The organism is Ramlibacter sp. PS4R-6 (assembly GCF_037572775.1).
Lineage (GTDB): Bacteria > Pseudomonadota > Gammaproteobacteria > Burkholderiales > Burkholderiaceae_C > Ramlibacter.
Genome location: NZ_JBBHKA010000001.1, coordinates 1,508,676 through 1,534,950 on the forward strand (window position 1 = coordinate 1,508,676; position 26,275 = coordinate 1,534,950).

Below are 26,275 nucleotides of genomic sequence, written 5' to 3' on the forward strand. Positions count from 1 at the left end.
GCCCTTTCCCGCCTACCAGCTCGCCTGCATCGAGTTGCGGTCGAAGCGCGGGTCGCTGGTGATCGACTTCAGGTCGACGAACTCCATGTTGTTCATCGTGATCGAGCGCAGCTGGCTCCACGCGGCCGCATGCCAGCCGTCGCTGGGTTCGCCCTGCACGTAGAAGTCCATGCCGTTGTCGGCCACGTACAGGCCGTAGCGCTTGGCCGCGTTCGCGACCGCCTTGGCTTGCGGGTCCCAGCTGTCGGGCACCACGAAGTCCGCGCGCAGGCGCAGCAGCGAGCCGAACGGGATCGCGCCGGGGTTGGCGCCGCCGGCGCCGAATCGGCCCGGCCACGTGTGGGCCGTGTCGATCGCGCTGTCGCGGAAGGTGACGCGCAGCGCATGGCGGATCTCGCCGGTGGACGCTTCCGCCGCCTTCGCGAGCAGCGGCGTGATCGGCAGGCCGGCCGCATCGGACGAGCCCCACTGGTCGGGCCGCAAGGCATTGGACTTCAGGTCCCAGGCTGCGGTGGAGACCGCGTACCACTTGCCGCCGAGGTTGTGCGCGTAGTACGACTCCCACAGGCGGCACACGCCCTTTTCGACGACCAGCACGTGGTGGTCGCCGCAGGTGCCGGGGCCGCCGCAGTTGCCGCCTTCGGCCAGGGTCACGCCACTGGGGAACGGGAAGCGCCGCGCGCTGGCGGGCACCGTCGTGCAATCGCGCGTCACGGCGTAGCCACTGCCGCTCGTCACGGCGCAATCGCTCTTCTCCGGATAGCTGGGCGTGTTCCACACACCCGAACTGGCGTAATCGAACGAGACGACGGGCCAGTTGGTGGCGCCGCTCGTTCCGCCCACGTAGTTGATCGGGATGCCCCAGTAGTCGTTCGTGTTCGCGGGGTTGCTGCTGTTGCCCCAGTTGCCCATGAACTGCGTTCCCCCGCCGACCAGGTTCACCCAGGCGGTGCTGCTCGGGTGCGTGGGGAAACGCGCCGTGTCGTCGATGCGGGTGTTGAAGATCGACGTCGCCGGGAACATCGGGCAGTCGCCGAGGATCGTCGACCCCGGCTGCGCCACCGGTGCCGGCGCCGGTGCAGGAGAGGGCGCGGGCGCCGGTGCCGCCGCGCTGCCCGCAACGGAGAAGACGAAATCGTCGACGTACACCGACCCCGCGCCGGCGTTCTTCCAGACGTAGACCACGGCCCTCGCCACATTCGCCGGAGCCGTCACCTGCACGCGTGCCTGCGAATACGTGGTGGTGCTGACCGATGTGGACCCTTGCCCGATGACGGTGCCCAACGGGTCCAGGAAGTTCACGCCGACGAAGCCGGTTTCCGATGCGTCGCTCACCTTGAGCTGCACGGTCAGCACGTAGGTCGTCCCGGCGACGATGCCTGTCACGTCGTGCGCCGCGCCTCCGGCGGCGGTTCCCACGCGCAGCGCATAGCTGCCCGAGCTCGATTGCCCCGTGACCACCGATGCATTCCCCCAGTTCGACCACCCGGTCCAGGCGCTTTCGAAGCCGCCGTTGCTGAGAAGGCCTGCCGGTGCCGCCGGCACTGCCGGAGCCGGTGCCACGACGGGTGCGGGAGCCGGTGCCACGGCAGGAGCGGGCGCGGGTGCTGGTGCGGGAGCTGGTACCGGTGCCGGTGCGGGCGCAGGAGCTGGTGCGGGCGCAGGAGCCGGCGTGGGCGCGGGCGCGGGAACCGGCGTGGGTGCGGGTGCAGGAGCAGCGGTGGCCGTGCCCGCGGAGAAGACGAAGTCGTCCACGTACACATAGCCCGAGCCGGCGTTCTTCCAGACGTAGACGACGGCCCTCGCCACATTGGCCGGTGCGACAACCTGCACGCGTGCTTGCGAATACGTGGTGGTGCTGACCGTCGCCGATCCTTGCCGAATCACGTTGCCCGCCGCATCGAGGAAGTTCACGCCCACGAAGCCGACCTCGGAAGCACCGCTCACCTTGACCTGCGCGGTCAGGGTGTAGGTGGTGCCGGCGACCACGCCAGTCACGTCGTGGCCGGCACCTCCCGCGGCGGTTCCGACGCGCAACGCGTAGCTGCCCGAGCTCGACTGGCCGGTGACGACGGACGCGTTGCCCCAGTTCGCCCAACCCGTCCAGGCATTTTCGAAGCCGGGGTTGCTCAGCAGGTTCGTCGCCGCAGTCACGGCAGGCGCGGTCGCAGCCGTCGTCACCAGTGGCGCCGCGAGTTGCGTCGTCGCCGCGGCAAGCGCGACCACAGTGACGCCGGAGAACAGGGCCGCCACTGCTTGCTTTTTACGTTTGTCAGACATGTCGTACGTGATCGTCGGAAAGGGGCCGATTGTCCGGACGCAGCGCGTGCGGCGGGGACTTCCGGGTCAATCACGTGGACCAGCAGCGCTGGCGGTGTAATTTGTCCTGCGCCCAGTTGACGCTGAGCTTCAGGACTGCTGGGGTTCGAAGCTCAGGTGTTCGCCGACGAAAGCCACTCGATGGCGTCGGGAAGATTTTCGAAGTTGCGGATGCGCAGCCCCTCCTGCTGCGCCTGGCGCTCGCCGAGGTGCGTGTTCTGTTCTTCCTTCAGGACCACCGCGATGCGGTCGACGGCGTGCAGGAGGCCGGCTGCCACGTGGCCCATCTCGACGCGGTCGGCATCCGTGCCGTCGAAGTCCACCGCCAGGAGGTCGAAGAGGAAGAGCGGGCGCATGGAGCGCCGCGAGACTTCGGCGCCGAAGGTGAGCGCCCCGCAGATCTCGAGCACCGTGGCGGGCCCCGAGCACGCTATCAGCACCATCGATGGGCCGTAGGAAACCGACACGGCGAACAGGCCCTTGGAGTTGCTTCGCGGCACAGTCACCTCCAACTTGCTGCTATGAGAGGGGTTGGTACCCGACGGAGCGTAACACCCTGCCGGTGCGTTCATGGTCCCTGCGAAGGGCTTCGCGAAGCTCCGCGATGCCCTGGCGCGGCGATGCGGCCTGCAGGCCGGCCGCCTTGAAAGCGGCCACCAGGTCGGATCCGACAGCGCAGCGAGCACGCGCGCCCGCAGGTCGGCGACGATGCCTGCGGGATTCGAAGGCGTCGTGAACAGGGTGATGCCGACAGCTTGCGTGAGTTCGCCGTAGCCGAGTTCGGCAAGCGTCGGCACGCCCGGCAGCACCTCGGCGGGCGCTGCGCTCGTCACGGCCAGCGCCTTCAACGCCCCGCCGCGAATGTGCGGCAGCGAAGTGGCGATGCCATCGAACATGAAGGGCACGCGACCCGCGATCACGTCGAGGAGTGCCGGCGGCGAACCCCTGTAGCCGACGTGCAGCAGGTCGGCACCCGCAGCCTTGGCGAGCTGCAGGACCTTCACATGCGAAGCGGTGCCGGCGCCGAACGACGCGATCGGCACGGGGGCCGGCTGGGCTTTCACGTAGCGGACCATGTCCGGGACGCTTTGCACGCCGACCGAGGCGCTTGCCACCAGCACGAGCCCTGTGGATGCGACTTGCGCCAGCGGCACGATGTCCGCGAAAGGGTCGTAGCGCGGCTTGACGGTATACGGCACTTCGGTGACCAGCGAATCCGGCGACAGGAGGAAGACCGACCCGTCCGCCGGCGCAGCGAGGAGGGCATCCGTCGCGACGGTGCCCCCCACGCCGGGAAGGTTCTCGATCACGGCCTGCAGGCCGGCCGTGCGCTGCAGGACGTCGGCGAGCTTTCGCGCAACGAAATCGGTCGTGCCGCCGGCGGGCGCGGGCACGATCAGGCGCAACGGCCGCGCGGCCTTCGCGGCGGGCAGCACGCTGCTTGCGCACAACGCGGCGATGAACGCACGGCGCCGGATCGGTGGGTGAATCAGCATGGGCGTGGCACATCATAGGGCAGCGCCCCCAGCCGAAGGCCGATCAGCCGGTGCCCGGTGCCGCACCGCCGCGCACGCGCTCAGGCGAGGATGAGGTCCGAAGCCACCAGCGTGGCCACCCCCGTCAGCTCCACGACGAACTCCGCGGCGCCGTCGGCATTGGTGCTGCCATAGAGCTTGTGCGTCGCGCTGTCGAAGCGCAGCTGCCCGGTCGCGTTCGCGCTGAATTCGGCGCTGCCGATGAACGTGAAGGACTGGAGGCCCTTCTTCGCGCTGTTCGCATCCATCTTGGCGAGGTCGATGTGGTCGCCCTCGGCCGGCCGGAAGTCCGTGATCACGTCGGTGTGCAGCCCGTCGCTGTCGGCCGCCGAGAGGTAGACGAAGCGGTCGCCGCCGGCGCCGCCGGTCAGCACGTCCGCGCCGGCTGCGCCATTGATCACGTTGGCCTGCGCATTGCCCGTGATCGCGTTGTCCAGCGCGTTGCCCGTGGCGCTCTTGGCCGTGCTCCCGGTGAGGGTCAGGTTCTCCACACCGGCGACCAGCACCATGTTCACCGACGACAGGATCGAGTCGATGCCTCCATTGGCGGCTTCGATGACCACGTCCTTCGAGATGTCGACGATGAAGGTGTCGTCGCCTGCGCCGCCGTCCATCGTGTCCGCGCCCGTGCCGCCGTCGAGCGTGTCCGCGCCCGCTCCGCCGGCCAGCGAGTCCGTGCCGGCCCCGCCTGCCAGCGAGTCGGCGCCGACGCCCCCCACGAGCGTGTCGGCGCCCGACGTGCCGCCCAGTGCCTGGCCGCCCGCCGTGATGAAGTTGAAGTCGCTCGAGCCCGCGTAAGCATTGCCGGCGGCGTCCTTGAACGTGCCCGCCGCGAACGTCAGCCGGTACTCGGTGCCAGCGGCCAGGTCGGCGGTGGGATCGATCGTCACTTCGCCGCCGGCGATCGACACGCGCGTGCTGGCCGCCGTGTCGAAGGTTTCCACCACCGTGCCGTCGGCCTTCTGCAGCACGACATTGCCGCTTCCGCGCAGTACGTCTTCGCTGAAGGTCACGACCACGTTCGCGCCGATGGGGACGCCGACGGTTTCGTCGGAAGGGCTGAACGAGGTGACAACCGGCGGCGTGCTGTCCGCGACGAGGACCGCCACGGGCGCCGTCGCGGCCGAAGCCACCTGCTCGTAGCTGCCGGCCTGGTCGAAGTAGCTCGCGATCACCGTGATGGTCTTGCCCACCTCGCTCTCGCCCAGCAGGAGCGTCGCGCCGGTTGCGCCGGCGATGTCGGTGCTGTCGGCCTGCCACTGGTAGCCCACGGTGCCCATGCCGTCGGCGTCGGCAAGCGAGTCGGAGGCGGTGAGCACCTCGCCCTGCCTTGGCGTGCCCGAGATCATCACTTCGCCGGTGGGCGCATCGTTGGCGGGGATGAGCCGCATCGTCGTGTCGCCGACGGCCTGCAACGCGCCGCCCGTTCCCTGCGCGCCCGTGTTGCCGTCGTCGAAGGTCCAGGCCACCTGCACCTGGCCGGACGGCGTGTCGGAATTGCTCGAATAGGTGATGCTCGAAAGCGCTTCGTTGACGCGAGACTGTGTCGCGTTGCCGTTGAAGGCGATCGCGAGCGAGCCGCCTGCGTTGGTGTAGGTGCCGATCGTGATGCCGCCCAGCACCGCGTCGCCCGCCGCCAGCGTCAGGTTGCCGCCGCCCGCGAAGGTGTCCTCGCCCGACGCGCCGCCCATGCGCTGCACCGTGATGCTGGAGCCCGCGTAGTTGCCCACGCCGCCGTCGAGCGCGGCGAGGTTCGCGTCGAAGACCGCGACAGAGCTGTCGAGGAAGACCGGCGCCGCGTTCTCGATGAAAGTCGAGCCTGCGGAGAGCGTGTCGACCGGCGCGCCGTGGAAGCTCGTGTCGAGGCTGCCGTCGGCGTTGTACCGCGCCACGAGCACGTCGGCCTCGATGCCTTCCGTGGTGGAGGCGGCAACGACGATCTTGCCGTCCGCCTGCACCGACACGCTGCCGCCCATCTCGGTGTTGCCGTGCAAGTCGGTGAGGACGTAGCCGGTGCCGTTGAAGGTGGTGTCCACGCTGCCGTTCGCGTTGTAGCGCATGGTCACCACGTCGGAATGGGCCTCATCGGCATACCCGGTCACCACGAACTTGCCGTCGGCCTGCAGCGCGATGCCCTGGACCGATACGTTGGCGGTGGGCACGAGGTTTGTCAGGACCTTGCCTGTGCCGTTGAAGGCGGTGTCGAGGGTGCCGTCGGTGTTGTAGCGCGCGATGGCGAACGAACCGCCCGAACCGCCTGCGACGAGTATCTTGCCGTCGGACTGCATCGCGATGCCTGTGGCCGAGTCGGGTGTGCCGAACTGGCCCCCGGAGCCGAAGTCGGTGGTGGCAATCCCGTCGCCGCTGAAGCTCGTGTCGAGGGAGCCGTTCGAATTCAGGCGCATCACCTGGAAGTCGCTGTTGTCGTTGGAGCCCGCGACGACGATCTTCCCGTCGGCTTGCAACGCGATGTCGCGGATCACGCTGAACCTGTTGCCCAGGCCGATGAGCTCGGAGCCGGTCCCGTTGAAAGTCGTGTCGAGGCTGCCGTTGCTGTTCAGGCGCGCAATCGCGAACGTCTGGTAGCCGTTGACCGGGTGCCAGTTGGCCATGCCCGCGACCAGGATCCTGCCGTCGGCCTGCACCGCGACAGCCTGGCCGCTCTCGCTGGCGGGGCCGACCTGGACGCTGGCAACGCCGGTTCCGTTGAACGACGTGTCCAGGCTGCCGTCCGTGTTGTAGCGGATGACGCCGAAGCCGCCCGAGTTTTGCGTGCCCCCGACCACCATCTTGCCGTCGGCCTGCAACACCATGTCGGCCGCCGCAAAACCGCTGACGCTGGTGGAGCTGCCCGTGCCGTTGAAAGTCGTGTCCAGGGTACCGTCGGCGTTCAGGCGCAGCACGGTGGCCGTCCTGTAGTCGATGTTGGCCGCGAGGAGAATCTTTCCATCCGGCAGCGTGATCGTTGTGCGCGCGTAGTCGTTTGTCCCATCGCCCAGGGCCATCACGGCCATGCCGGGTATGACCGCCGCGAACGTCGGTGCGACGTTGCCCGGGTCGACCGGAGCCGGCACACCGAAGCGCGTGCTGTAGATGTCCAGGCCGCTCGCCGGGTCGACGTAGCCTTCCCATGACACGGCGTAGCCGCCGCCTTCGAGAGCGGTGATGGCGGGGCGCGTCTGCCCGTCGGTGAAGTCGGCGGGGCTGATGCGCGTTTCGCCGCCGACGCGGCTGCCGTCCGCCGCGAACTGCTGCGCCTCGATGACCGGTGCGCCGTTCGCGAACGAATGCCATGCAACCACCCATCCGCCTTCATCGAGGCCGGTGATGGTCGGTGCCGTCTGCTCTTCGGCGATCACCGTGTTCACGAGCGTCTCGCCGCCGACGGGGCTGCCGTCGCCCGCGTAGCGCTGCGAGTAGATGCCGCCCAGGTCGCCTTCCTGCGAGTACGAGGTCCATGCGACCACATAGCCGCCGTCCGCCAGTGCGGCCACTTCCGGCGACATCTGGTTGTCGGCGATCGTCGTGTTCACACGCGTCTCGGCGCCGGCGAAAGTGCCGTCGGCGTTGAAGCGCTGCGCGGACACGCCCCATGTGAACCCCACGTCCGGCGAAATCCAGGTGACGACCCAGCCGCCGCCGGCGAGGCCGGCCACCATGGGATCGCCCTGGTTGCCCGCGGTGGTGGTATTGGCGCGCACTTCGCCGCCCACGCGCGAACCGTCGGCCGCATGGCGCTGCGTGTAGATGCCGTAGTCGTCGCCATCGCCCGAGACCCAGGCGGCCAGGTAGCCGCCGTCCGCCAGGCCGCCGGCGTCGGCAACGCTTTGCGTGCCCACTGTCTGCGTGTTGACCAGGGTCTCGCCGCCGATCGGCGTGCCGTCGGCCGCGAATCTCTGGCTGAGCACCCCCTCCGAGCTGCCGTCCGCCTCGTTCGAAGTCCAGACGACGACGAAGCCGCCGGCTTGCGCCGTGATGGCGGGCATCATCTGCATGTTGGCCGTCGTGGTGTTCACGCGGGTCTCGGCCCCGGCGGCGTTGCCGTCGGCGCCGTAGCGTTGGAAGTAGATGTCGCCGAAGTCGCTTCCGGGCTGGAAGGAGTGCCAGGCGACGACATAGCCGCCATCGGGCAGGGCGGCGATGTCGGACCAGCTCTGTTCGTCGGCGGTCGACGTGTTGACGCGGGAAACGGTGCTCATGGGGGGATCCAGGGAAGGGGATCGGGCAGCGGGGGAGCCGCCGCGCGCGCTGGCGGGGGAGATGCGGCTGCGCGCGGAACTGCGTCGCAGGGACTGGAACTGTATGGATGGCGCGGCGCAGGAACTCCTGTCGCGATTCGCCTGCATCCAACGATGCAGCGACCTTGTGACTTAGAGCCCTAGCGCCGAGTTCGGAGACCGCCCGCTAGCGCGCGGAAACAGCCACGCCCCAGGGCGACTCGCCGACTCCAATGTCCATCACGCGCACGAGCGCCACGGTGTCGATGATCGTGACGCTGTTGGAGCGCCCATTCGCCACATAGAGCCGGGCGCCGTCGGGCGAGAGGGCCATGTTCCATGGCCGCTGCCCGACGCCCACCGTTGCGACGACTTCGCCGCGCGCGAGGTCGACCACCGAAACGCTGGCGCCGCGCCCATTGGAGACGTAGGCGCGCGAGCCGTCGGGGCTGATCGCCACACCGTTGGCGAACTGCCCGGCAGCGATCGTGCGCTCTACCTTGCGCGTCGCCATGTCGATGACGTGCACCGTGCTGTCGAGTTCGCAAGCGACGACGGCGCGGCGGCCGTCCGGCGTGAAGGCGATGCCGCGGGGGCGCCGGCCCACGGCGATGCTCGCGACCTGCCGGCGCTCGCCCACGTCGATGACGTCGACCTGCGCCGCGTCCTCCGCTCCCGCCAGCAGCCAGCGTCCGTCGGGCGAGAAGGCCGTGTGCTCGGGGTTCTTGCCCTCCACGCGGATGCGGGCGGCGACGCGGCCGTTCGCGACATCGACGAGCACGACGGCATTTTCTTCTTCGATCGCCGCGGCCAGCCATTGGCCGTCGCGCGACACGGAGATGCCTTCCGGAGACGCGCCGAGAGCGATCCGCCCGCGCTCCCGGCGAAGCGCCGTATCGATGAGCAGGAGCGAACCCGACTCCTGTTCGCTGATGAAGAGCGTGGCGCCGTCCGCGCCGACCGCCACGCCCCTCGGGCGCCCGCCGGTGCGGATTTCGCCGGTGACTTGCTGCGTTTGCGTGTCGACGATGCTCACGCTACCCGACTTCTCGTTGGGCACGTAGGCGAAGGGCGCGGCCAGCACGCTCGCGGAATGCAGCGCGAGGAGGGCGACATAGAGGCGAAGGCTTTTCATCGCAGGGAAGGAATCCCCATTCGCGCGGCCACGCCGTCGTGCTGCAGCCAGTGCCATGCCGAGGCCGCCACGTGCAGTGCGACGAGCACCACGAACGCATACGCGGCCGCAAGGTGGAAGTCCGCCATCAGCTGCTTGGCCGCGGGCCAGTCGGCATGCGGCAGCGGCAACGCGGCCCCGAAGAAACGGATGGGATAGCGGGTGAAGCTGGAGCCGAGGAACCCGCTCACCGGCATGAGGAGCATGCAGGCATACAGAGCCCCGTGCGTCGCCTGTGCTGCCGCCAGTTGCCATGCGGGCAGGGCGTGCGCCGCTGGCGCGGGGTGCGACGCGCGCCACGCGAGCCGCAGGGCGACGAGGACCGCCAGGACGATGCCGATGGACTTGTGGACGTTGAACCACCCGGCGCGCAGTCCGGGTGGCGACTTGGGAAGGTCCACCATCCACCAGCCGAGCACGAGTTGCGCGATGAGCAGCACGGCGAGCAGCCAGTGCAGCGCGACCGTAGCGCGCGAGTAGGGCGCTACGGCCGGTGAAACGTGAGGTCGATCGCCCGAAAGAGTCATGCGGCTTGCATCGATTGCGATTGGATGATGCCCCAAACACGTGCGCGCTGTGTAAACTCGATCGCACCGGAACAAGGCGCCTGCACTGTCGAGCTGAGCGCCTTTTTCTGGCGTGGATGCATCGTGCCGCGATGTATTCCGGTACCGGGCTTTGTCAGTTGCTCGCTGTTGGGAGAATCGATGAGGCTTGCCCTTTTCGCCGCCGTTTTGCTTGCGTCCGTTGCTGTCGCGCAGGTGCCCGCGGCCGCGCCGGACGACGGCGCGTGGGTCATGCCGGGCCGTAACCACGCCGGCACACGGTTTTCGCCGCTGGCCCAGGTCACCGCGGCCAACGCCGGGCAGCTCAAGCTTGCCTTCAGCATGCCGACGGGCATCCACAAGGGCCACGAGGCCGCGACGATCGTCGCCGAGGACACGATGTTCATCGTGACGCCGTATCCCAACGCGGTGATCGCGCTCGACCTCACGAAACCCGGCGCCAGCGTGAAGTGGCGGTTCGAAGCCAAGCCCGACCCGGGGTCCCAGGGCGTCGCGTGCTGCGACGTGGTGAATCGCGGGGCCGCCTACGACAAGGGCCGCGTCTTCTTCAACACGCTCGACAACCAGGCCATCGCGCTCGATGCGAAGACCGGGCGCGAGCTGTGGCGCGCGAAGCTCGGCGAGATCAAGAAGGGCGAGAGCATGACCATGGCTCCGCTCGTGGTGAAGGACAAGGTGCTGGTGGGCAACAGCGGCGGCGAATTCGGCGTGCGCGGATGGCTCAAGGCGCTCGATGCGGCCACCGGCAAGGTCGCATGGACGGCTTACAGCACCGGCCCCGACAAGGATGTGCTCATCGGGCCGAACTTCAAGCCGTTCTATCCGCAGGACCAGGGCACCGACCTGGGCGTGAAGACATGGCCCGCCGACGCGTGGAAGATTGGCGGCGGCACCGTGTGGGCGTGGATCACCTATGACGCCGCGCTCGACCTCGTCTTCTACGGCACGGCGAACCCGGGGCCATGGAACCCCGCGCAGCGCCCGGGCGACAACAAGTGGACGTCGGCGCTCATCGCGCGGCGGCCGGCCACCGGCGAGGCGATCTGGGCCTACCAGAAGAGCCCGCACGACCTGCACGACTTCGACGGCGTGAACGAAGCCGTCGTCGTGGAACTGGATTGGCAGGGCCGCAACCGCAAGGTGCTGCTGCATCCCGACCGCAACGGCTACATGTATGTGATGGACCCGGCGACGGGCCAGGTGCTCGCGGCGCAACCCTTCGTGCACATCACGACGTCCACCGCTGTGGACCTGCGAACGGGCAAGCTGAACTACAACCCCGACAAGGACCCGCGCCCCGGCGAGGTCACGCGCGACATCTGCCCCGCATCGCCCGGCGCCAAGGATTGGCAGCCCACCGCCTGGTCGCCGCGCACGAAGCTCCTCTATATCCCGCACCAGAACCTGTGCCAGGACGCGGTGCCCGGCCAGGCGAGCTACATCGCCGGCACGCCCTACGTGGGCATGGACATCAAGATGTACCCGGGGCCGGGCGGGCACCGCGGGCTCTTCACGGCATGGGACCCGGTGGCCGGCAAGGCCGCGTGGCAGGTGCGCGAACATTTCCCGGTGTGGAGCGGCGCGCTCGCCACGGCCGGCGACGTCGTGTTCTACGGGACGATGGACGGCTGGTTCAAGGCGCTCGATGCGAAGACCGGCCAGAAGCTCTGGGAATACAAGACCGAGTCGGGAATCATCGGCCAGCCCGTGAGCTACCGCGGCCCCGACGGCAAGCAGTACATCGCCGTGCTCGCGGGCGTCGGGGGCTGGGCGGGCGCGATCGTCTCGGGCGACATGGACCCGCGCGACGGCACGGGCGCCTCGGGCTTCGCGTACGCGATGCGAGACCTGCGCGAAGCGACGAAGAAGGGTGGGCGGCTGTACGTCTTCTCGCTGGAAGGGCCCGCGAAGTGAAAGCGGCGTGCGTGATGGCGTTCGCCTTGAACTTCGCCGGCGCGGCATTCGCGCAGGCCGCGCCCGACGCGCTGCGCGTGTGCGCCGACCCCGACAACCTGCCGTACTCGCGCGCCGACGGCAGCGGCTTCGAGAACCGCATCGCGCAAACGCTGGCCGACGACCTGAAGCTGCCGCTGCAGTACGAATGGCTGCCCGACCGCCGCGGCTTCGTGCGCAAGACGCTGGGCGAGCAGAAGTGCGACCTGATCGTCGGCGTTCCCGCGCAGTTCGAGCGCACGGCCAACACGCGGCCCTATTACCGCTCCACCTACGTGTTCGTCGAGCGCGCGACGGCGGCACCGCCCGTCCACTCGCTGGACGACCCTCGCCTGCCGAAGCTGCGCATCGGCGTGCAGCTGATCGGCAACGACCTCGCGGCCTCGCCGCCGGGCGAGCTGCTCGCCCGCCACGGCCACACGCAGAACGTGCGGGGTTTCACGCTGGCAGGCGAGACGCCTTCGGCCGAACGCGCCGTCGACGCCATCGTGCGCGGCGACATCGACGCCGCCGTTCTGTGGGGGCCGCAAGCCGCGTACTTCGCGCGCCGCGCCGCGGCGCCGCTGCGCGTGACGAAGCTGCAGGTCCCCGCCGATGCGCATTTCGAATTCGCCATCGCCATGGGCGTGCGCCGCGGCGACAAGGAGTTGCGTGAGCGCCTGGACGACTTCATTCGCCGCCGGCAGGCCGACATCGACGTCATCCTGGCCGAGTACGAGGTGCCGCAATGACGAAGTGGGCCATTGCAATCGCCATCGCGCTGCTGGCCTCCGGGTGCGAGCGCGAGGCGCGGCGCTTCGACGTGCCGGCGAAGAACCAGACGCCTGCGGAGACGGCGCCTCGGATGTCGAGCAACCAACCCGCGATCGCGCAGCAGGGCAACGTCCGCGCGCCGCTGCGAAGCGAGAGCCCGTACGACGAGAACGCATACGCCGTGAACCAGGGCAAGCGCCTCTACCGCTGGTACAACTGCAACGGCTGCCATTCCATGGGGGGCGGCGGCATCGGCCCCGCGCTGATGGACAGCCAGTGGAAATACGGCGGCGACCCCGCGAGCATCTTCGATTCGATCATGCGCGGGCGCCCCGAGGGCATGCCCTCCTTCGGCGGCCACATCCCCGAAGACCAGGTGTGGCAGATCGTCGCCTACGTGCGCTCGATGGGCGGGCAGTTGCGCAAGGACGTGGCGCCCAGCCGGGCCGACACGCTGTACCCCGGCAATCCCGAAAACGCGCGCCCGAAGGAGGCCCAGGTGCCCCAGAAGGCCGAGACCCCCGTTCCCGGAGCCCGTCCATGACGCCGGCGATCCATTTATTCATGCGTCTCCTGCTCGGTGCGGCGGTCACGGTCGTGATGCTCTCGCTCGCCGACTATGCGATGGCTGCGACCCCGGTGGATACGGTGCACGACGCCTTGCACGCCTTCGGGCCGCAGGCCGCGCACTTCGGCAAGCTCTGGAACATCTTCCTGTTCACCTGCACGGCCGTCTTCGCGGCGATCCTGATCGCACTCGTCATCGCGTTGCGCCGCGCGCCGCCGGCCGACGAATCGTCGGCAGCCGACCTGTCCAACGTGAACCGGCAGGAGCCCGCGCTGAAGCGCCATGTCACGCGCGCGGTCGTCGCTTCGGCGCTGGCCCTCGTCGCCCTCATCGTCGCGAGCGTCTTCACCGACCGCGCGATGGCGCGTCTGTCGCTGGTGAACGCGGTCAACGTCGAGATCACCGGGCACCAGTGGTGGTGGACAGTGCGCTACATCGACGGGCCCAACGCCAGCGACATCTTCACCACCGCCAACGAGATGCACATCCCGGTCGGGCGGCCCGTGATCATCCAGCTTTCGGCCGACGACGTGATCCACAGCCTGTGGGTGCCGAACCTCGCCGGCAAGAAGGACCTGATCCCCGGCCGCAGCGCAACGTTGCAGCTGCGTGCGGACCATCCGGGCATTTATCGCGGGCAGTGCGCGGAGTTCTGCGGGCTCGAACATGCGCTGATGGGCTTGCTGGTCATCGCGGAACCCCAGGACCAGTACGACCGGTGGGTCGCGGGGCAGAAACAGCCGGCGCCGGAGCCGCAGGATGCCCAGGCGCAGCGCGGCAAGCAGGTCTTCCAGTCCTCCAGCTGCGCGATGTGCCACGCCATCGCAGGGGCCGACTTTGCCGGCGCGCAGCGCGGGCCCGACCTTACGCACGTCGCCAGCCGCCAGACGCTCGCGGCCGGCACGCTGAAGAACACGCGCGAAGAGATGGCCGCGTGGATCCGCGATCCGCAGACGCACAAGCCGGGCACGGCGATGCCGGCGACGCCGCTGTCGCAGGAGGACCTGGACGCCGTCGTCGCCTACCTGGGGGGATTGAAATGAGCGTGAAGGACGGGGCCCTGCACGACACGCAAGTGGCCGCGCTGCTCGACCGCACCTGGGACGACCCCCGGGGATTCTTGGGCTGGTTCTGCGTGGTCAACCACAAGACGATCGCCAAGCGGTTCATCGTGGCGTGCCTGGTGTTCTTCGCGCTCGCGGGGTTGCTGGCCGCCGTGATGCGCCTGCAGCTGGCCAGGCCCGACAACAACGTCGTCGGCCCGGACATGTACAACCAGCTGTTCACCATGCACGGCTCGGCGATGATGTTCCTCTTCGCCGTGCCGGTGATGCAGGCGGTCGCGGTGTTCCTGGTGCCGCTGATGGTCGGCGCGCGGCAGGTGGCGTTCCCGCGGATGAACGCGTTCGCGTTCTGGATCTTCCTGTTCGGCGGCTTCACGCTGTTCATCGCGTTCTTCCTGAACACCGGGCCCGACGCAGGCTGGTTCGCCTACGTGCCCCTGTCGGGCCCCGACTATTCGCCGGGCAAGCGCGTGGACATCTGGGCGCAGATGATCACCTTCACCGAGCTGTCGGCGCTGCTGGAGGCGATCACCCTCATCACGACCATCCTCAAGTTCCGCGCACCGGGCATGACGATGAACCGCATCCCGCTGTTCTGCTGGGCGACGCTCATCACGTCGTTCATGGTGCTCTTCGCGATGCCGGCCGTGATGCTGGGAAGCTCGGCGCTGATCATGGACCGCCTGATCGGCACGCACTTCTACAACCCCGCGGAAGGCGGCGACGTCGTCCTGTGGCAGCACCTCTTCTGGTTCTTCGGGCACCCGGAGGTCTACCTGATCTTCATCCCGGGCCTGGGCTTCCTCTCCGCGATGATCCCCACCTTCTCGCGCCGGCCGCAATTCGGCTACGCGGCGATGGTCCTTTCGCTCATCGCGACGGGCTTCCTGTCGTTCGGGCTGTGGGTGCACCACATGTTCGCGACGAACCTGCCCGAACTCGGCAAGAGCTTCTTCACGGCCGCGAGCATGCTGATCGCCATCCCTTCGGCAATCCAGATCTACTGCTGGATCGCCACGATGTGGACGGGGAAGCTGAACCTGCGCACGCCGATGCTCTATTGCCTGGCGTTCTTCTTCATCCTCGTCCTGGGCGGCATGACGGGGCTGATGCTGGCCTCGGTGCCGCTGGACTATCAGGTGCACGACACGTACTTCGTCGTCGCGCACCTGCACTACGTGCTGATCGGCGGCGCCGTGTTCCCGCTGTTCGGCGCGTTCTATTACTGGTTCCCCAAGTTCCTCGGCCGCATGATGTCCGAGAGGCTCGGCCGGTGGTCGTTCTGGCTGATGTTCATCGGCTTCAACGTGGCGTTCTTCCCGATGCACATCCTGGGCCTGCAAGGCATGCCGCGGCGCGTGTGGACGTACCAGGCGGGCATGGGCTGGGACGGCATGAACCTGCTGTCGACTGTCGGCGCGTTCACCTTCGCCTTGGGCATCTTCCTGAGCCTGGTCAATGCCGTGCGCAGCGCCAGGGCGGGCGCGGCCGCGCCCGCGAACCCGTGGGGCGCGGGCACGCTCGAATGGGCCACGCAATCGCCGCCGGCGCCGTGCAACTTCCATGCGATTCCCGTCGCGCACGGCCGCGATCCCCTGTGGCAGGGCGCCCCTGAAGGCGAGCCGTCGCACGTGGCCGGCCTGGCCGCGGACAAAAGGGAGGCGCTGGTCACCACCGTCATCGACGCGCTGCCCGACCACCGCTACCTGTCGCCGCCGCCGTCGCCGCTTCCCTTCCTTTCGGCCGTGGCCACGACCGTGCTCTTCATCGGCTCCATCTTCACGCCGTGGGCTATCGTGTGGGGCTCCGTCATCGTCGCGGTCCCGGTGATCGCGTGGTTCTGGCCGAAACGCCACGACGTCGACAGCGAACTCGCCCTGGAGAAGAGGCCATGAACCAGGCGCACGTACGGGATGGCGCGCTGGACGTCGCCGGGCTTCCGAGCCACCGCTTTTCGCACCACAGCCCGATGTGGTGGGGCACGTTCGGGATGATGGCGATCGAGGGCACGGTCTTCGCGCTGACGGTGATGTGCTACTTCTACCTGCGCAGCCACTCGAAGATCTGGCCGATGTCGGTGCTGCCGCCCGACCTGTTGTGGGGCACGGTGGCGCTGGTGCTGATGCTGCTCAGCGCGATCCCGAACCACCTGGCCAAGAGAGCCGGCGAACGCTACGACCGTCATGGCGTGCGGCTGTGGATGGGCGTCATGGTGGTGCTGGGTGCCGCGCTGCTCGTCGTGCGGGGCTTCGAGTTCGCGGCGCTGAACGTCCGCTGGGACACCAACGCCTATGGTTCCGTGGTGTGGCTGCTGCTTGGCCTGCACACGGTGCACCTGGCGACGGACTGGGTCGACACGGCGGTACTGGAGGCACTCTTCTTCACCGACAGGATCACGGGACGGCGCTACGTCGACATCAGCGAGAACGCGATGTACTGGTACTTCGTCGTCTTCTCGTGGCTGCCGATCTACCTCGTGCTCTATTGGGGAGGGCGCCAGCCATGAGGATCTGGCTCGCGCTGCTGGCGGCGCCGTCTCTCGCACTGGCCGCGCAAGCGATCATGTTCGCGCTGGTGACGCCGTCGTGCTCCACCCAGACGCGCGTGGCCATCCACGCCGTCGCGGCCGTCGCGCTCGTGCTGTGCCTGGGCTTCATCGGGTTGGCGCGGTCGGCGGGCGCGCCCGTGCGTTTCGGCGCCGACCACGACGACGGTGAAGCGTCCACCACGCGGCACTTCCTCGCCATCGTCGCCACCGCCGTCGGCGCCATCTCGGCGCTGGTGGTGCTCGGCATGTGGATCGGTGCATGGGTCCTGTCGCCCTGCTTCTCCTGACGGCGGCCGCACCGGCCCTCGCGCACGCGCCCGATGCGCGCGGCGCGCACGACGCGCTGCTGCACTGGACCTTCGAACCCTGGGTGGTCGTTCCGTTGCTCATCGCGGCGGCCTTGTACGCGCGCGGTATCCGGCACCTGTGGCGCAACGCGGGCAGGGGGCGCGGCATCACGTTGGCGCAGGTGGCGTGTTTCGCGGCCGGGTGGCTGTCGCTGGTCGCGGCGCTCGTTTCGCCGCTCGATACGTTAGGCGGCCGGCTCTTTTCGGCGCACATGGTCCAGCATGAGGTGTTGATGCTCGTCTCGGCCCCCCTGATAGTGCTGGCACGGCCGCTGGCCGCGTGGACGTGGGCGTTCTCGCTGCACAACCGCCAACGCATCGGCGACGGTCTGCGGCCGCGGTGGTGGCGCGCGACCTGGTCATTCCTCACCGAGCCGGTTGCCGCCACGGCGCTGCACGCGCTGGCCCTGTGGCTGTGGCACGTGCCCGCGTCGTTCGAGGCCGCGCTGCACAGCGAAGCCGTACATGCGCTGCAGCACACCAGCTTCCTGGGCACGGCGCTGTTCTTCTGGTGGGCGGTGCTGGGGCGCGATTCGCGCGTGTCGCGCGGCGGCGGCATGGCGCTGGCGTGCCTGTTCGCGACGATGATGCACACGAGCGCACTGGGCGCGCTGCTCACGTTGGCCCCCACGCCGTGGTATCCGGCTTACGCGGCCAGCGCTCCCTTGTTCGGCATGGACCCCGTCGAAGACCAGCAGCTCGGCGGCCTCGTGATGTGGGTGCCCGGGGCGGCAGCGTATCTGTGGGCCACGCTGGCCATCGCTTCGCGCTTCCTCGGGTTCCGTGGAGCCACGCAGCCGCGGGCAGCGCGGCCCTGAAGCCGGGATTCAGCCCACGCGAGCCGCCCGCCGCATTAGCGGCGAACTCGTTGCGGCGATCGCCAGTTCCCCTGCCGCCTGCACGAGCGGCGCCCCCAGCTCCTGCATCCGCGCAACCGTCAACCGTTGCAGCGGCCCCGCGATCGTGATCACCCCCGCCGCCACGCCTCCGCGCCCCAGCACCGGGGCGGCCATCGCGCTCATCCCCGGCGCATACATCTCCACGATCATGCTGAAGCCGCGCTTGCGGTCTTCGTCGAGCACCTTCATCAGCGCCTTGAACGTGGTCGGCGCCTTGGGGCCGAATTCGCGGGGCGATCCGAAGCCCTCGGCCGCGACGAGTTGCGTCGCGCGTTCCTCGCTCAGCGTCATCAGCCACGCATGGCCGGCGGCGCTGCACGACAGGCGCACGTCGATGCCCATGTCGGGGTCGTAGCGCAGGCCGGCGCGCGCGCCTTGCGCTTTCGCGACGAACGTCAGGCGGTCGGCGTCGACCAGCGCGAGGCGCACCAGCTCGCCGGACACTTCCGCCAGGCGGTCGATGATGGGCTGCGCGATGTCGAGGATGCCAGCGGCGCCCAGGAAGCTCAGGCCCAGCGCCGGCAGTCGCGTGGTCAATGTGTAGTCGCCCAGTTCACGCAGCTGGCGCACGTAGCCGCAGCGCACCAGGTCGGCCAGCAGCCGGTGGCACGCGCTGCGCGGCATGTTCACTTCATCGGCCAGCGCGGCCAGCGGCAGGCCCTCGGGCTGCGACGCGAGTGTCTCGAGGATGCGCAGCGTGCGGTCGACGGTGCCCACGGGGGCGGCTGCTGGGTTCGTCATGTGAAACGCGATTCTGGTCTGGAACGGAGTTCAAGGTACCGGCCTATCATGCCCCACTTCCGCTTCGACATCCACAGGAGACAAACGCGTGAACCCCATCACCCGCCGCGGCCTCGCCGCCTTCACCTTCCTTCTTGCCGCCGCGAGCGTTGGCGCGCAGGACATCCAGGAACGCACGATCAAGTTCGGGCACCTGAACAACCCCGAGCACCCGACGAGCCTGGGCGTGCGCAAGTTCGCCGAGATCGTCGCCGCCAAGACCGGCGGCAAGATCAAGGTGCAGGAATTCCCGTCCTCGCAGCTGGGCAACGAACTGCAGCAGCAGTCGGCGCTGCAAGGCGGCGTGCAGGAAATGCTGGTGGCCTCCACCACGTCGCTGAACGGCATCGTGAAGGAGTTCGGCCTGCTCGACTTCCCGTTCCTGTTCTCCAACGCCAAGCAGGCCGACGCGATGGTCGACGGCCCGCTCGGCAAGGCGCTTGCCGCGAAGCTGCCCGAGAAGGGCGTGATGATCCTGGGCTTCTTCGACCTGGGCTTTCGCAACGTCACCAACAGCAAGCGCCCGATCACCAAGGGCTCCGACCTCGAAGGCCTGAAGCTGCGCGTGATCCCCAACCCGGTGTTCCTGGAAACGTTCAAGACCTTTGGCGCGAACCCGCTGCCGATGCCGTTCGCCGAGCTGTACGGCGCGCTGGAGAGCAAGGCCGTGGACGGCCAGGAGAACCCGTTCGCCGTCATCGCGTCGAGCAAGTTCTACGAGGTGCAGAAGTACGTCAGCGGCACCAACCACGTGTACGCGACCAACCCGGTGCAGATCAGCAAGCGCTTCTGGGACAAGCTGTCGCCGGTGGAGCAGAAGATCCTGCAGGAGTCCGCGATCGAAGCGCAGAACTGGCAGCGCACGGTGAGCCGTGAAGTGTCGAGCAAGGCGCTCTCGGAGCTGACCGCCAAGGGCATGGTCTACAACGACGTGCCGGCCGCCGAAATGGCCAAGATGCGCGCCGCGGTGAAGCCGGTCTACGACAAGTTCTCCGCGGCCTACGACCCGGCTATCGTCACGCTCTTCAGGACCGAACTGGAACGCGTGTCCAAGCTGTGAAGTTCCTCGTCCTGCACGGCCCGAACCTCAACCTGTTCGGGCGCCGCGAGCCGCACATCTACGGCCACACCACGCTCGCGCAGATCGATGCGCAGCTCGCCGCGCTGGCCGGCGAGCTGGGCGTACAGCTCGAGACGATCCAGTCCAACCACGAAGGCGCACTGGTCGATTTCCTGCACAAGTACATCGACGAGGCGCGCGGCGCGCTGGTCAACCCGGCCGGGCTGACCCAGCACGGCGTGCCGCTGCACGACGCCATCAAGGCCATGCCCTTCCCCGTGATCGAGGTGCACATGTCCAACATCGCCGCGCGCGAGAGCTGGCGGGTGCATTCGATCATCTCGCCGGCCGTGAAGGGCACGATCCAGGGCCTGGGGCCGCAGTCCTACCTGATGGGGTTGCGCGCACTCGCCGCGCTGGCCACAGAGGCCAAGTAAGCCTTGCGCCTCCCGCCGGTCCGGGCGTAGCCTCGTGCAACGCCCGTGGAACGCCGCGGCGATCACAGTCGCGGCAGTCCACAAGGGGAACGCTCATGGCCGGCACGGCACTCGACAAGACGGAAATGCAGGCGCGCCTGATGGTCGCGGCCTGCACGCTGATGATCACGATGGGCTTCGGCGTCATCGTGAACGTGGCGGTGTTCCTCACGCCACTGGCCGCGGAGTTCGGCTGGGCGCGCGCCGACCTGTCGCTGGCTTACTCGGTCGCCACGGTCGCAACCGGCATCGGCGGCATCGTGATGGGCCTGTTGGCCGACCGCCTGCCCGTGCGCCCGCTGCTGGTGTGCTGCGCCGTGATCCCTGGCATTGCGCTCTTCATGCTCTCGCACATGACGAGCACGGCCGAGCTGTACGGCTGGCACCTGCTGCTCGGGCTGTTCGGCGTGGGCGCGCTGATGTCGCCGCTCAACGCATTGGCCGGGCAGTGGTTCCACCGCAACCCGGGCTTCGCGATCGGCATCGTGTCGGCGGGCGGTGCGCTGGGGCAGGGGCTGGGCCCCTTCATCGCGCGGCAGCTGGTGCTGGCCGGCGGCTGGCGCCAGGCCTACGTCATTCTGGCCATCGGCTACCTCGCGGTGATGCTGCCGCTGGCGCTGTACATCCGCAACGCGCCGCGCGCGTCGGCCGCGCTGGCCGCGGCCAACGTGCCGAAGTTCAAGGACTCGCCCGCGTGGCTGCTGGGCTGGCTGTGCGTCGCTGTGGTGTTCTGCTGCATGTGCATGGCCACGCCGATCATGCACGTCGCGGCGCTCGGCTCCGACCGCGGCCTGGGCGCGACGGGCTCGGCCGGCCTGCTCGCGACGATGATGGTCTGCGGCATGGCCGGGCGCGTTGCGTTCGGGCGCCTCGCCGACCGCTTCGGCAACCTCGTCGCGTACATCATCGCGTCGGCGGGGCAGACCGCGCTGGCCTTCATGTTCCCCTTCGCACCCGGCACCCTGTCGCTCTACGTGCTCTCCGGCATCTTCGGCGTGGTGTTCAGCGGGGCGATGACGGCGTTCATCCTCTGCGCGCGCGAGTACGCACCTGCCGGGCGCACGGCGATGGCGATCGGCATCGTGCTTTTCTTCGCCTGGGGCGGCATGGCGCTGGGCAGTTGGCAGGGCGGCCTGTTCTTCGACATCTGCGGCACCTACACGGTGTCGTTCGTCAACGCATCGCTCGGCGGCGTCGCGAACCTCGCGGTGCTCGCGCTGCTGTACTGGCGCACGACGGGCGGCAGCTTGCCGCAGCTACCATGGCGGCGCGCCGAAGCCCGGTGACACCCCACACGCATGCCGACCGACCCCCTCAGCTGGCTGGTGCTCCTCGTGAGCGTCGGCGTCACTTTCGCCGTCTCGCGGTGGTTGTCGTCGCGGTGGCGCGCCCGCCGGCGCGACCGCCAGGAGAAGGACGCACGCGCCGGCGAGACGCGCCAGGTTCGCCGCGCGCGCGAGCGGCGCGGCGCGAGGTGATCGACGCGGCGCTGCGTCAGGGTTGATCCGGTGCCGCGTGCATGGGGCCTGGCCTATGGTGGCGTTCTTCGCTTCCTGGAGAACCCCATGCGCACACTGATCCTTGCCCTGGGCCTGGCCATCACCAGCACGGCCTGGGCGCACAACTGCCCCAACGAGATGCAGGCCATCGATGCCAAGCTCGCCACCAAGCCGCAGCTGTCGAAGGAAAACGCGGACAAGGTCGCCAAGCTGCGCGCGGAGGGCGAAGCCCTGCACAAGGCCGGGAAGCACACGGAATCGATGGCGGCGCTGGGCCAGGCGAAGAAGCTGCTGGGCATCTGAACGCGGCCGCCCGGCGGCGCTGGAGCCATGGATGAGCATGGCCCTGCGGCACAATGGCTGCCGATGTACTGCCTTGTCGCGCGAATCGTGAGGGAAAGCCGGATCGCGCCGCAGTAAGCGCGGGAAACGGCGTGCGCCGCCACGCAGGCGCACCGCCGCCCATACTTCCAGTGTTTGAAGGAAAACCCCTGACGCCCACTGACGAGGCAGAGCGCCTGCGCCTGTTCATCTCCCGCATCTCCGACTATGCGATCTACATGCTCGGCCCGGACGGCACGGTGGCGAGCTGGAACGCGGGTGCGCAGCGCTTCAAGGGCTACGCGCCCGACGAGATCATCGGCCAGCATTTCTCGCGCTTCTACACGGATGAAGACCGCGCAGCCGGCGTGCCGGTCGAGGCGCTGCGCCGCGCACGGGAAGAAGGCAAGTTCGAGGCCGAAGGCTGGCGCGTGCGCAAGGACGGCAGCCGCTTCTGGGCGCACGTGGTCATCGATCCCGTCACCAACGAGGCCGGCGAGCTCATCGGCTTCGCCAAGATCACGCGCGACATCACCGACAAGCGCGCCGCGCAGCTGGCCCTGAAGGAGAGCGAAGAGCGCTTCCGGATGCTGGTGCAAGGTGTCACCGACTACGCGATCTACATGCTGTCGCCCACCGGCGAGGTCACCAACTGGAACGCGGGCGCGCGCCGCATCAAGGGGTACGACGACGACGAGGTGATCGGCACGCACTTCTCGCGCTTCTACACCGAGGAGGAGCGGGCGCGCGGCACTCCCGTGAAGGCCCTGGCGGAAGCCACCGCGAACGGGCGCTACGAAGCCGAAGGGTGGCGGGTGCGCAAGGACGGCACGCGCTTCTGGGCGCACGTGGTGATCGACGCGATCCGCACCGACGCGGGCGATCTCGCCGGCTTCGCCAAGATCACGCGCGACATCACCGAAAGGCGCAAGGCCGCGCAGGAGCTGGAGAAGGCGCGCGAAGCCATGTTCCAGTCGCAGAAACTGGAGGCGATCGGCAAGCTCACCGGCGGCGTCGCGCACGACTTCAACAACCTCCTGAGCGTTGTCACCAACGGCCTGGACCTGCTGCGGCATTCGGTCAAGGACGCGGCGGCGCTCAACCTGATCGGCAGCATGGAGAAAGCGGCGCAACGCGGTGCGTCGCTGACGAACCAGCTGCTCACGTTCGCCCGCCAGCAGCCCGTCACGCCGGAGCCGCGCGAGCTCAATCGCGTGATCACGGCGTTCGAATCGGTGCTGCGCCGCGCCACCCGCAGCTCGATCAAGTTCGACCTGCACCTGCATGGCCACCTGCCCACCGTGCTGATCGACGTGGCGCTGTTCGAGGCCGCGCTCCTCAACCTCGTCGTCAACGCGAACGACGCGACGCTGGACGGCGGGAGCATCCTGGTTGCCACCCACGTCAGCGACCTCAACGCCCACGAGATCGGCAACCTGCCGGCGGGGCGCTACGTCGTGGTGTCGGTGCAGGACACGGGCTCGGGCATGTCCGAAGAGGTCATCTCGCGCGCCGTGGAGCCCTTCTTCACGACCAAGGCCGTCGGCAAGGGGACGGGCCTCGGCCTGAGCCAGGTCTACGGCATGGTGCAGCAGTCCGGCGGCGAGCTGAAGATCACGTCGCAGCTGGCGCAGGGCACCACGGTCTCGATGTATTTCCCCATCTCGTCGGAAGAACCGATCCAGGACTCGCTGCCGCCCCCCAGCGACAAGGTGCTGGTCGTGGACGACCAGCCCGACGTGCTGGAGATGGCCAGCGAGATGTTCCGCACGCTCGGCTTCCAGGTCGTCACGGCGACGTCCGGCCGGCAGGCGCTGGAGATCCTCGCGCGCACCAACGACGTCCACCTGATGTTCAGCGACGTGGTGATGCCGGGCCTGAGCGGCGTGGAGCTGGGGATGAAGGCGAAGGAGATCTCGCCGAAGACGCGCGTCCTGCTCGCCTCGGGCTACACCGCGTCGGCGGGCAACGTCCAAGGCTTCGAGTTCGTGTCCAAGCCGTACCGCATCGCCGACATCCTGAAGAAGCTGCGGCTGCTGGGGTAGGGCGGCGCTGGCCGCCCCCGAGCCGCGCTCAAAAAACGCCCGCTTCAGCGCGCCCCGCTCCCCACCAGCATTTCGCAAGGCCCGACGAACCCGCTGCCCGGGCTTTCGAACTGCGCGAGCGTGGCCTCGATCTCGTCCCACGTGGCCGCGCGCTCGGCATCGTCCATGCCGCCCATCATCTGCAGCAGCGCACCGAACGATTCGCGCTCGAACCGCACGCACTCGGCCGCGGTCGGCAGGCGCACCGGCGACTCCACCTTGCGAACCTCGATGTCACGGAAGCCGGCCTGTTCGAGCGTCTTCGCAAGGACGCCTTCGCCGCCCAGCGAGAACGGCCCCGGCTGGCCCGGCAGCGGGGGCGGCAGTTGCGCGCGGCGGCGGATGATGCCGACGGGCAGCGCGAAGAAGGCGTTCCTGTCGGGCGTGGAATACACGACGGCCGCGAAGCGACCGCCCGGCTTCAGGGCGTGGCGGATGCCCGCCAGCGCGCGCTGCTGGTCCGGGAAATAGATCAGGCCCACACGCGAGATCGCGGCGTCGAACGATTCCGCCGGCAGCAGGTCGTGGCGCTCGCCGTCGAGCTCGCGGGTCTCGACGTTGGACAGCCCCTCTTTCTGCGCGGCGGCCTTCGCGTAGCGCAGGATCGCCGGCGAGATGTCGGTGGCCAGCACGTAGCCGGACGGCCCGGCGCGGCGCGCGGCGGCCAGGGTCTGGTCACCTGCACCGGCCGCGATGTCGAGCACGCGTGAGCCCGGCACGATGCGTGCGGCATCCAGCATGGCTTCGGTGGCGGCGCCCAGCCAGCGGTTGAGCAGCGGCGCCCAGCGGTCCCACGCTTCGGCGGCGTTCTCCCATTGGGTGCGCGTGGTGGCGCGGAACTTGTCGGCGTCGAACGCGGCAGTGGCAGCGGGGCGGGTGGCGGCTTCGGTCATGTCTTTGCTCCTTGGGGAAGAGGCCAAGGTAGTCGGCATGGCCGCAGGGCTCAAGTCCAGAATCTGGAGTCGTCACCGTACTTACGGCGGCATACACTGGCCCATGATCGACTACATGCAGTTCTGCACCGTGGCGCGCGGCGCCGAGGTGCTGGGCGAGTTGTGGACGCCGCTCGTCGTGCGCGAGCTGCTGTGCGGCAGCCGCCGCTTCAACGACATCCACCGCGGCGTTCCGCGCATGTCGGCCACCTTGCTCACGCAGCGGCTGCGCAAGCTCGAAGCCATCGGCGTCGTCGAGCGCCGCAAGGCGGACAAGGGGTGGGAGTACCACCTGACCGAAGCGGGCGAAGAGCTGCGCCCCATCGTCGTGGGCATCGGCCACTGGGGCGCGCGCTGGATCGGCAGCCGCCTGCGCAAGGAGCAGCTCGATGCCGGCTTCCTGATGTGGGACATCCGGCGCTTCGCGCGCATCGACGAGTTCCCGGACCAACGCACGGTGGTGCACTTCCGCTTCCGCGACGCGCCCGCGGCGGAGCGCCAGTGGTGGCTGGTCGTGCACGACCACGCGGCCGACTTGTGCCGCGACGATCCCGGGCATGACGTGACGGTGGTCTGCGAATCGACCGTGCGCGCGCTCACCCAGGTCTGGACCGGCGACAGCGATCCCGCCGACGAAATCCGCGCCGGTGCGCTCGCCGTTCAGGGCGCGGGCCGGCAGGGGCAGCAGCTGTGGCGCTGGCTGGGGCGCAGCATGTTCGCGCCGACGCGGATCGAAGCGCGCAACTAGGGTCGCAAGCGCGGCTCAGCGCCGGCGCAGCCTGCGCGCGTTCGCAACCGCCTTGCTGTGCACCGGCGCCAAGCCGGCGCTCAGCACCGAAGTGCCCGCCGCGGCGGCCGACGCGAACGACCGCGTGAACGCCATGTAGTTCGAAAGGGCCGACATCCACATCCGCGCCCACGACTGGTAGAAGGCCAGCACCTTCTCGCTGCCCATCTGCATGAACTCGGCTCGGTCGCGTGCCGAGGGCGAAGCGCCCGCCGTCGCCATGCGCGCCATGCGGTGCATGACGACCTGGGGCGCCGCGAGGGCGAGTTCGGTGGATTGGCGCGCGAGGCGGGCGGAGGAGTGGGTGCGTCTGGCCATAGAGGGGGTGAGCTTGACAGGCTGCCCGGCCGTGCGGCGAAGGATGGCAGGCCGCGGGCTTGTCCGCATGAGCCG

23 protein-coding genes are annotated in these 26,275 nt (G+C 68.9%); 15 read left to right on the plus strand and 8 right to left on the minus strand.

Annotated elements, in window-relative coordinates:
• Positions 1 to 12: 12 nt before the first annotated feature.
• The 5 genes from WG903_RS07310 to WG903_RS07330 all read right to left on the minus strand — a co-directional run bounded on the left by WG903_RS07310 (position 13) and on the right by WG903_RS07330 (position 9,772).
• Entirely contained in the window at positions 13 to 2,253 is a 2,241-nt protein-coding gene (locus WG903_RS07310; RefSeq protein WP_340073773.1) for a carbohydrate binding domain-containing protein, read from the minus strand.
• Positions 2,254 to 2,432: 179 nt separating this feature from the next.
• The gene (locus WG903_RS07315; protein ID WP_340073775.1) at positions 2,433 to 3,815 is read right to left on the minus strand and encodes a Bug family tripartite tricarboxylate transporter substrate binding protein; all 1,383 of its coding nucleotides are present in this window, start codon (positions 3,813 to 3,815) and stop codon (positions 2,433 to 2,435) included.
• Between the two features lie 80 nt (positions 3,816 to 3,895).
• Complete coding sequence (locus WG903_RS07320; RefSeq protein ID WP_340073777.1) at positions 3,896 to 8,053, minus strand: Ig-like domain-containing protein; 4,158 nt, start codon at positions 8,051 to 8,053, stop codon at positions 3,896 to 3,898.
• A 205-nt stretch (positions 8,054 to 8,258) separates the two neighbouring features.
• Positions 8,259 to 9,206 carry a beta-propeller fold lactonase family protein gene (locus WG903_RS07325; RefSeq protein ID WP_340073779.1) on the minus strand — a complete coding sequence of 316 codons (948 nt, stop codon included), beginning with the start codon at positions 9,204 to 9,206 and terminating at the stop codon, positions 8,259 to 8,261.
• Complete coding sequence (locus tag WG903_RS07330; protein WP_340073782.1) at positions 9,203 to 9,772, minus strand: cytochrome b; 570 nt, start codon at positions 9,770 to 9,772, stop codon at positions 9,203 to 9,205. The genes WG903_RS07325 and WG903_RS07330 overlap by 4 nt, the downstream gene beginning before the upstream one ends.
• Before the next feature lie 180 nt (positions 9,773 to 9,952).
• On the opposite strand from WG903_RS07330, the gene WG903_RS07335 reads away from it, so the two are divergent.
• The 8 genes from WG903_RS07335 to WG903_RS07370 are packed head-to-tail and all read left to right on the plus strand — an operon-like array spanning position 9,953 to position 17,862.
• On the plus strand, positions 9,953 to 11,725 hold the full coding sequence (locus tag WG903_RS07335) for a methanol/ethanol family PQQ-dependent dehydrogenase (protein WP_340073784.1): 1,773 nt from the start codon (positions 9,953 to 9,955) through the stop codon (positions 11,723 to 11,725).
• Between the two features lie 14 nt (positions 11,726 to 11,739).
• The gene (locus tag WG903_RS07340; protein WP_340073787.1) at positions 11,740 to 12,495 is read left to right on the plus strand and encodes a quinoprotein dehydrogenase-associated putative ABC transporter substrate-binding protein; all 756 of its coding nucleotides are present in this window, start codon (positions 11,740 to 11,742) and stop codon (positions 12,493 to 12,495) included.
• Positions 12,492 to 13,061 carry a c-type cytochrome gene (locus tag WG903_RS07345; RefSeq protein ID WP_340073789.1) on the plus strand — a complete coding sequence of 190 codons (570 nt, stop codon included), beginning with the start codon at positions 12,492 to 12,494 and terminating at the stop codon, positions 13,059 to 13,061. Before WG903_RS07340 ends, WG903_RS07345 begins: the two co-directional genes overlap by 4 nt.
• A 20-nt stretch (positions 13,062 to 13,081) precedes the next feature.
• The gene (locus tag WG903_RS07350; protein ID WP_340073791.1) at positions 13,082 to 14,128 is read left to right on the plus strand and encodes a cytochrome c oxidase subunit II; all 1,047 of its coding nucleotides are present in this window, start codon (positions 13,082 to 13,084) and stop codon (positions 14,126 to 14,128) included.
• Positions 14,125 to 16,044: a cytochrome c oxidase subunit I gene (ctaD, locus tag WG903_RS07355; protein WP_340073794.1), complete on the plus strand. Its 1,920-nt coding sequence runs from the start codon at positions 14,125 to 14,127 to the stop codon at positions 16,042 to 16,044. Before WG903_RS07350 ends, ctaD begins: the two co-directional genes overlap by 4 nt.
• Entirely contained in the window at positions 16,041 to 16,655 is a 615-nt protein-coding gene (locus tag WG903_RS07360) for a cytochrome C oxidase subunit III (RefSeq protein WP_340073796.1), read from the plus strand. Before ctaD ends, WG903_RS07360 begins: the two co-directional genes overlap by 4 nt.
• Positions 16,652 to 16,984: a hypothetical protein gene (locus WG903_RS07365; RefSeq protein ID WP_340073798.1), complete on the plus strand. Its 333-nt coding sequence runs from the start codon at positions 16,652 to 16,654 to the stop codon at positions 16,982 to 16,984. The genes WG903_RS07360 and WG903_RS07365 overlap by 4 nt, the downstream gene beginning before the upstream one ends.
• Positions 16,957 to 17,862: a cytochrome c oxidase assembly protein gene (locus WG903_RS07370; RefSeq protein ID WP_340073800.1), complete on the plus strand. Its 906-nt coding sequence runs from the start codon at positions 16,957 to 16,959 to the stop codon at positions 17,860 to 17,862. The genes WG903_RS07365 and WG903_RS07370 overlap by 28 nt, the downstream gene beginning before the upstream one ends.
• A 9-nt stretch (positions 17,863 to 17,871) precedes the next feature.
• On the opposite strand, the gene WG903_RS07375 is transcribed toward WG903_RS07370, so the two are convergent.
• Positions 17,872 to 18,684, minus strand: coding sequence for an IclR family transcriptional regulator (locus WG903_RS07375; RefSeq protein WP_340073802.1), 813 nt, complete (start codon positions 18,682 to 18,684; stop codon positions 17,872 to 17,874).
• Positions 18,685 to 18,772: 88 nt separating this feature from the next.
• Between WG903_RS07375 and WG903_RS07380 the strand changes: the two genes are divergently transcribed.
• From WG903_RS07380 to WG903_RS07405, 6 genes are all read left to right on the plus strand, one after another.
• The gene (locus WG903_RS07380) at positions 18,773 to 19,783 is read left to right on the plus strand and encodes a TRAP transporter substrate-binding protein (RefSeq protein WP_445263582.1); all 1,011 of its coding nucleotides are present in this window, start codon (positions 18,773 to 18,775) and stop codon (positions 19,781 to 19,783) included.
• Entirely contained in the window at positions 19,780 to 20,220 is a 441-nt protein-coding gene (locus tag WG903_RS07385; protein WP_340073805.1) for a type II 3-dehydroquinate dehydratase, read from the plus strand. Before WG903_RS07380 ends, WG903_RS07385 begins: the two co-directional genes overlap by 4 nt.
• 95 nt (positions 20,221 to 20,315) lie before the next feature.
• Complete coding sequence (locus WG903_RS07390) at positions 20,316 to 21,545, plus strand: MFS transporter (RefSeq protein ID WP_340073807.1); 1,230 nt, start codon at positions 20,316 to 20,318, stop codon at positions 21,543 to 21,545.
• A 12-nt stretch (positions 21,546 to 21,557) separates the two neighbouring features.
• A complete protein-coding gene (locus WG903_RS07395) occupies positions 21,558 to 21,737 on the plus strand; it encodes a hypothetical protein (RefSeq protein ID WP_340073810.1) in 180 nt (59 codons plus the stop codon).
• Positions 21,738 to 21,824: 87 nt separating this feature from the next.
• Complete coding sequence (locus WG903_RS07400) at positions 21,825 to 22,061, plus strand: hypothetical protein (RefSeq protein ID WP_340073813.1); 237 nt, start codon at positions 21,825 to 21,827, stop codon at positions 22,059 to 22,061.
• A gap of 170 nt (positions 22,062 to 22,231) precedes the next feature.
• Positions 22,232 to 24,124, plus strand: a complete 1,893-nt coding sequence (locus WG903_RS07405) for a hybrid sensor histidine kinase/response regulator (RefSeq protein WP_340073815.1) — start codon at positions 22,232 to 22,234, stop codon at positions 24,122 to 24,124.
• Between the two features lie 44 nt (positions 24,125 to 24,168).
• On the opposite strand, the gene WG903_RS07410 is transcribed toward WG903_RS07405, so the two are convergent.
• The gene (locus WG903_RS07410; protein ID WP_340073817.1) at positions 24,169 to 25,056 is read right to left on the minus strand and encodes a class I SAM-dependent methyltransferase; all 888 of its coding nucleotides are present in this window, start codon (positions 25,054 to 25,056) and stop codon (positions 24,169 to 24,171) included.
• Between the two features lie 103 nt (positions 25,057 to 25,159).
• Between WG903_RS07410 and WG903_RS07415 the strand changes: the two genes are divergently transcribed.
• Positions 25,160 to 25,843, plus strand: coding sequence for a winged helix-turn-helix transcriptional regulator (locus WG903_RS07415; protein ID WP_340073819.1), 684 nt, complete (start codon positions 25,160 to 25,162; stop codon positions 25,841 to 25,843).
• Between the two features lie 15 nt (positions 25,844 to 25,858).
• On the opposite strand, the gene WG903_RS07420 is transcribed toward WG903_RS07415, so the two are convergent.
• Entirely contained in the window at positions 25,859 to 26,200 is a 342-nt protein-coding gene (locus WG903_RS07420) for a hypothetical protein (RefSeq protein WP_340073822.1), read from the minus strand.
• Between the last annotated feature and the right edge of the window lie 75 nt (positions 26,201 to 26,275).

Excerpts from the sequence above, each read along its gene's own strand:
- WG903_RS07340 (WP_340073787.1), top strand. The coding sequence starts at position 11,740 with ATGGCGTTCGCCTTGAACTTCGCCGGCGCGGCATTCGCGCAGGCCGCG.
- WG903_RS07345 (WP_340073789.1), top strand. The coding sequence starts at position 12,492 with ATGACGAAGTGGGCCATTGCAATCGCCATCGCGCTGCTGGCCTCCGGG.
- WG903_RS07320 (WP_340073777.1), bottom strand. The coding sequence starts at position 8,053 with ATGAGCACCGTTTCCCGCGTCAACACGTCGACCGCCGACGAACAGAGC.
- WG903_RS07360 (WP_340073796.1), top strand. The coding sequence starts at position 16,041 with ATGAACCAGGCGCACGTACGGGATGGCGCGCTGGACGTCGCCGGGCTT.
- WG903_RS07395 (WP_340073810.1), top strand. The coding sequence starts at position 21,558 with ATGCCGACCGACCCCCTCAGCTGGCTGGTGCTCCTCGTGAGCGTCGGC.
- WG903_RS07415 (WP_340073819.1), top strand. The coding sequence starts at position 25,160 with ATGATCGACTACATGCAGTTCTGCACCGTGGCGCGCGGCGCCGAGGTG.
- WG903_RS07350 (WP_340073791.1), top strand. The coding sequence starts at position 13,082 with ATGCGTCTCCTGCTCGGTGCGGCGGTCACGGTCGTGATGCTCTCGCTC.
- WG903_RS07400 (WP_340073813.1), top strand. The coding sequence starts at position 21,825 with ATGCGCACACTGATCCTTGCCCTGGGCCTGGCCATCACCAGCACGGCC.
- WG903_RS07330 (WP_340073782.1), bottom strand. The coding sequence starts at position 9,772 with ATGACTCTTTCGGGCGATCGACCTCACGTTTCACCGGCCGTAGCGCCC.
- WG903_RS07390 (WP_340073807.1), top strand. The coding sequence starts at position 20,316 with ATGGCCGGCACGGCACTCGACAAGACGGAAATGCAGGCGCGCCTGATG.
- ctaD (WP_340073794.1), top strand. The coding sequence starts at position 14,125 with ATGAGCGTGAAGGACGGGGCCCTGCACGACACGCAAGTGGCCGCGCTG.
- WG903_RS07315 (WP_340073775.1), bottom strand. The coding sequence starts at position 3,815 with ATGCTGATTCACCCACCGATCCGGCGCCGTGCGTTCATCGCCGCGTTG.
- WG903_RS07375 (WP_340073802.1), bottom strand. The coding sequence starts at position 18,684 with ATGACGAACCCAGCAGCCGCCCCCGTGGGCACCGTCGACCGCACGCTG.
- WG903_RS07410 (WP_340073817.1), bottom strand. The coding sequence starts at position 25,056 with ATGACCGAAGCCGCCACCCGCCCCGCTGCCACTGCCGCGTTCGACGCC.
- WG903_RS07325 (WP_340073779.1), bottom strand. The coding sequence starts at position 9,206 with ATGAAAAGCCTTCGCCTCTATGTCGCCCTCCTCGCGCTGCATTCCGCG.
- WG903_RS07370 (WP_340073800.1), top strand. The coding sequence starts at position 16,957 with ATGGGTCCTGTCGCCCTGCTTCTCCTGACGGCGGCCGCACCGGCCCTC.
- WG903_RS07335 (WP_340073784.1), top strand. The coding sequence starts at position 9,953 with ATGAGGCTTGCCCTTTTCGCCGCCGTTTTGCTTGCGTCCGTTGCTGTC.
- WG903_RS07365 (WP_340073798.1), top strand. The coding sequence starts at position 16,652 with ATGAGGATCTGGCTCGCGCTGCTGGCGGCGCCGTCTCTCGCACTGGCC.
- WG903_RS07420 (WP_340073822.1), bottom strand. The coding sequence starts at position 26,200 with ATGGCCAGACGCACCCACTCCTCCGCCCGCCTCGCGCGCCAATCCACC.